Source organism: Streptomyces sp. CNH287 (assembly GCF_000424825.1).
The window spans coordinates 1-4,917 of record NZ_AUKQ01000041.1 but is presented as its reverse complement, the minus strand read 5'-3'; the positions used below and the strand labels follow the sequence as shown (position 1 = coordinate 4,917).

Genomic DNA, 4,917 nt, shown 5'->3' with positions numbered 1-4,917 from the left:
GGTGATCTTGGTCGTGAACCCGTCTACCAGGAGCTTTCTTCATGCCCGTCGCCGGGGCTGCCGGTCCAACCACCCGTCAGGTTGGAAACGGCTCACTGTTCACGGATTCGTCGACCGTGGCGGTGAGCGCCTGACGCTCCCGTGCGAGGTGGACGAGTTCGCGTACCAGGGAGGACTTGCCGACGCCTGCGTTGCCATGGACGTGGAAGATAAACCGGTGCTCCGGGTCTTCCGGGCTCGTGTCGAAGTTCGCGCGGAAGGCGGCGAGTTCATGGCGCCGTCCTACAAATCCGGCTCGGCGTCGGGTGTTGATGAGCTCCTGCATCGAGGGACGTGCACTCCCAGCCATGGGTGTCAGTCTGGCAGCAGGGGTGGCAACTCCGGCAGATGTTGTTTCGCAGGCACCGGCGGTCGTTACCCGCTCTTTCACCAAGTGAAGATCCGGAATCCCAGTGGTGGTGGGTGTACACCAGGCGGCGGGCGGCGGGCAGCCCCGCTCACGGCCCATGCGGCCGAGGACCGCGGCAGTACGGGCCTGGTTCTGGGGGGGCGACACACTGGCCCGTCCGCGCCGCGAGGCTGCAGGTCCCGCACACGGCCGCCGGGTGGCTCACCACCGACGACTCCGTGATGCGCCCGTGTTCACACGCAGTGGGTTGCTATGAAGCAGCCACAGGCGTTATCTGAGGTGAAAAATGGGCGTCAGGCATGTGAGGCAAGTGCCCTGTTCAGGGACGTGCCTGACAGATATCCGAGGATCGTCAGGCATGTTGGCCATGTCTGTTAGGCGCTGGCTTCGGGTGGGCCGAACCGAGTCGAGCGGGCGTTTCACTTCGTTTCGATCGAAACACCTTCCCGGCCCGGTGAGCCCAACAGCCGCCGCGAAATGATCTTGGCTGGTGAGGGCTTCCGCAGCGTGACGTAGAGCCGTCGTACGCACGGGTCTCCTTAGGCGACCCGGCGGTAGCGGTCGCCGTGATGGCGGTCGAACACCCAGTGGTGTGCTTCGGGGGGTTCGCCGCAGTCTTCGCAGATGCCGGGGCGCAGGGCCACCTCAAAGTAGTTGTGAGCGAAGCCGCCGGGGCCGTCGTAATCGCTTTGCGCGGCGGTCTGGCACTCCCGGCCGGGCCGGCAGCGGCCGCAGCAGTCGTGACGGAAGATGGTCGGATCTACCTTCTTCGCACACCCCATGTGACTGCACACGAAGTAGCCGCCTGCATGGTTGGTCCACCGGCGGGTGATGAGCAGGTCGGTGTCCTCCTCCGCTTCCTCATCCGACACGGAGGGCACAGTCGCGCGGGGGTTGGAAAGGACGATGAGGATGACTCCCGCCACTGCAACGGCCACGCCTCCGATCACAACGCCTGCTTGGCGCACATGCCCGAGGCTGTTCCATCTGCCCGCGATGCGCTGACGCAGGGTCCGTTGGCCGTCGCTGCCGTCCGGCTGCGGGTCGGAGGGCCGAGGATCACCACTCTGGGATGTCGAATCGTCCGGCGCAGCCATCTGACGGGCCGTCCTCTCTGCTCTGAGAATCGGAAGTTTAGAGGTGTGCCAGGGGCAGCGGCATGCCATCGACAGGCTGGGTATGGATCGCATCGACGCGGGTGGCGGATAGTCCGCCGAAGAACTGGCTGACATCGTGCTCGCGGCAGCCGACGCGCAGACCGCGGTGGGACGGTCATCCACCGGTCGGTGACCACTCGTGGCGGCTCACCTACGGCCACCGACGTCAAGCGCCCCACAAGCTCATATTGAAACGATCAGTTACTCGGTGCGTCGGCAGTCCAGTCCGCTTGGAGGATCTCTGCCATCAAGTGGTCTTGTTCTTCGGTAAGTTGTTCGGCCTTTTGTTTGGTGCGTGTCTTGCAGAGCCACGGTCCGATCATGATGCGTTCTCCGTCGACCTCGACCCATTCGCGGGCGCTGGGTGGGCGGTTCCAGCGCTCGATGAAGAGCCGGAGGATCTGCGCGGTCTGCTCGAAGGAGCGGCGGGGCCGCTTCGCTGCGGTTGGGCTTGCCTGGCTTGCAGGAGACAGGGGGGTGGCGGTCGGGGTCAGCTGCAGGCGGGCGAGGAGGTCGCGTTGTCCGGGGGCGAGCTGGTTCCAGGTGGAGAACTGGCGGTGCAGCCAACTTCCTATCTTCACCTCGTCGATCATCGTGTCGCGGCGCAGTGTGGTGGGGCTGTGGCCGGCTTCGATGTGGCGTCGTAGGAGGTGGTATTTGCGGTGCCAGTCGGGGCCGTGCGGGAGGGTCCAGTGGGGGTCGAGAGCGGCGAGCTGGGCGTGGCGGTCGGGGTGGAGGCGGTTGTTGCGGGCGAGGGCTCTTTGGCTGATGAGGAATTGGCCGCCGGGTTGGTGGAGGGGGATGGCGAGGTGGCCGTGCTCGGTGTGGAAGGCGGTGATGGTGGTGAGGTGGCCCTGCCAGGTGGCTTCGTGGTCGTCCCAGATCATGTCGAGCGCGTCGAGTTCGGCGGTCCAGTCTTCGGTGAGGATGCCTTGTCTGTAGGCGGTGCGCTGGCCGTCGATGAAGGTGCCGAGTCGGTAGCCGTAGGCGTCTTCGTAGTTGGTGGGGACGCGTAGGTGCTGGTGTTCGGCGTGGAAGCGGGTCGCGGCTGCGAGGCCGGCCCGGCGTGGGGCGGAGAGGGTTGCGTTGTCGGCGGGCCAGGCGATCAGGTCCATTGCCTGGGCGATGGCGTCGGGGTCGAGGGTGAAGTCGAAGCGGTAGCGGCGGGCGAGGAGCGTGCGGGTGTTTTGTTCCAGGCGGCGTTTGACGGTGGTGCGCGGGGCGCGTGCGGCGATGGTCTGGTCGTGGTGGCGCAGGGCTGCCGTGACGAGCCAGAGGGCTTCGTAGGGGGTGCCGAGGAGGTCGGTGGGATCGGCGCCGTGGGGGATGTAGGCGGGGATGACGAGGCTGGCGGTCTTTGTGGTCTGGGTGGGGGGTTTGCGTAGGGCGCGGCCGAGGGCTTGGACGATGCGGCGGACGCTGGCGGTGCGGTCGGCGAAGACGACGGCGTCGACGGCGGGGAGGTCGACGCCCTCCCCCAGTACTTGGGAGTTGGTCAGTACGGCGCGGCCGGCGGTGGCGAAGTCGGTCAGGATGTCGTGGCGCTGGCCGGGGTTGTGGGTGCCGTTGATCGACTGGACGACTAGGTCGTTGGTCCAGGCGGGGCGTTGGTCTTCGGTGAGGGTGCGCAGGGTGTGGGGGAACTGGCGGGCGAAGTCGGTGGCGTCGGCGACCTGTTGGAAGTACACGATGACGTGGTGGAGGTCGTGTTCGGTCATCGCTTTGAGGATCGCCAGGTGCAGGGCGGTGGTGCGGCGTGCGGTCGGGCCGAAGCCGGAGTAGGTGCCGGGGGTGGTGAGGACGGTGCGCAGGTGGGTGTCGGTGATGGTGGGGACGACCAGTTGGTAGTCGGCGAGGACTCCGTCTTCGATGGCGTCGGCGTGGCTGTAGGTGTGGAGGCGGGGGCCGAAGGTTTTGATGTCCGCCATGGAGGCGACGAGGGCTGGGGTGTCCCAGGCGGGGGCGGTGGCTGCGGTGCGCTTGGGCTGGGGGCGGGTGGTGGGTGCTTCGGTCAGGCGTGGTGGCTCCCATTTGTAGGGGGTAGCGGTCAGGTAGAGCCGGCGGTCGGCTCGGATGCGGGTGTGGTCGTGCAGGACGGTCCAGTCCTTGTCCCAGCTCCCTGCGGTGCGGTGTGCCTCATCGACGATCAGGAGGTCGAAGGTGGGTGCGGGAGCGCGAGTGTGCTGGGTCTGTTCGATTCTCGGGAGGGAGTCGAGGGTGACGAGGACGGTGGCGTGCTCGTGCCGGGCCAGCCAGGTCGCCAGGAACTCCGGGTTGTTGGTGCTGTGGACGCCTGCTCCGGCCAGGACCGGGTGCTTGGCCGCAGCTAGGGACGAGACGGCCATCATCGGCTCTGGGCGTCCGTCGTTGCGGGCTGTGCGGGCCCACTGCGAGATGAGGTCCAGGCTCGGCACGGCGATCAGCAGGTGTCGGGTGTCAAGGGCTTCGGCGGTCCGCAGCGCGGTGAGCGTTTTTCCTGTGCCGCAGGCCGACACCATGTGCCCGCGGCTGTGTGCGCGCGCGAGGTGACGTGCCGCGCTGTCGACGGCCCGCTGCTGGTCCGGGCGTAGTGGGAGCCGGGCGGGGCGGGTGCGGGAGGCGGTGACGGCGGCGATCTCGGCGATGGGCTCCTCGGAGGGCATGAAACAAGATCCTCAGTGCGCGATGGAGCGGTGGCCGGCGAGGTCCATCGTGTCGGGTGTCCTTCGCTGAGTGGTGTTGCGGGGGCTAACGGGCGGGACCGGTTGGGCGTGGGTCGTGTCGTGCAACGTTAGGGAATGTTGTGGGGCTGGTCTGAGAGGCTAGGCGAACAGGGCTTCCACCAGGACTGCTTGGAGCCTTCTTTCTTCCAGGGCGGTCGTGATTTCGGCTGCGGAGGGGTCCCCGGTGAGGCCGGTGCACAGGACCGCGCAGGGCGGCTCGTTCTGGGTCATCTTCCACATCGCGGCGGACAGAACGGTATGGGGGACGCGGAAAGTCTGCGTCTCTTCAAGAGTGGGGCCCTCGTAGTAGATGCCCCTGAAGGTGCGGTCCTGGGCGGCGAAGACTGCCTTCCACTTCTGGTGGGCCTCGGGGATGGTCTCTCCCTGCCAGGTCGGCCAGATAAAGCGGCTTCGATCGAAGTCGGTCTCGGCCAGGTGGGTGGCGGGGCTCACCACGATCACGATCACGTCGGTGCCCAGAGTGATTTCGTTGATGAGTTCGGTCAGGCGGTTGACCTGTACCTGTGAGGTGGGAAGCGTGACATGCGTGAGGCTGAACCGTTCCGGGTTCGGTAGAGACTTCAGTTTGTGGTTGTGACCTGGGGTTTCGTGGCCATGAAGTAGTAGTTGGTCTCGTACTCGGCGGGTG

4 protein-coding genes are annotated in these 4,917 nt (G+C 66.6%); all 4 read right to left on the bottom strand.

Annotation, left to right across the window (positions count from 1 at the left end):
- Window positions 1-76: 76 nt before the first annotated feature.
- Entirely contained in the window at window positions 77-325 is a 249-nt protein-coding gene (locus tag H299_RS38595) for an ATP-binding protein (RefSeq protein WP_106965856.1), read from the bottom strand.
- A gap of 623 nt (window positions 326-948) precedes the next feature.
- Entirely contained in the window at window positions 949-1,506 is a 558-nt protein-coding gene (locus tag H299_RS35885) for a hypothetical protein (protein ID WP_486587396.1), read from the bottom strand.
- A gap of 257 nt (window positions 1,507-1,763) precedes the next feature.
- Entirely contained in the window at window positions 1,764-4,208 is a 2,445-nt protein-coding gene (locus H299_RS0123625) for a DEAD/DEAH box helicase (RefSeq protein ID WP_027750423.1), read from the bottom strand.
- A gap of 159 nt (window positions 4,209-4,367) precedes the next feature.
- Entirely contained in the window at window positions 4,368-4,853 is a 486-nt protein-coding gene (locus H299_RS0123620) for a hypothetical protein (RefSeq protein WP_027750422.1), read from the bottom strand.
- Window positions 4,854-4,917 lie beyond the last annotated feature (64 nt).

What these genes read in the sequence shown, in the direction of transcription:
- H299_RS38595 (WP_106965856.1), bottom strand. Translation starts at nt 325, where the DNA reads ATGCAGGAGCTCATCAACACCCGACGCCGAGCCGGATTTGTAGGACGG.
- H299_RS35885 (WP_486587396.1), bottom strand. Translation starts at nt 1,506, where the DNA reads ATGGCTGCGCCGGACGATTCGACATCCCAGAGTGGTGATCCTCGGCCC.
- H299_RS0123625 (WP_027750423.1), bottom strand. Translation starts at nt 4,208, where the DNA reads ATGCCCTCCGAGGAGCCCATCGCCGAGATCGCCGCCGTCACCGCCTCC.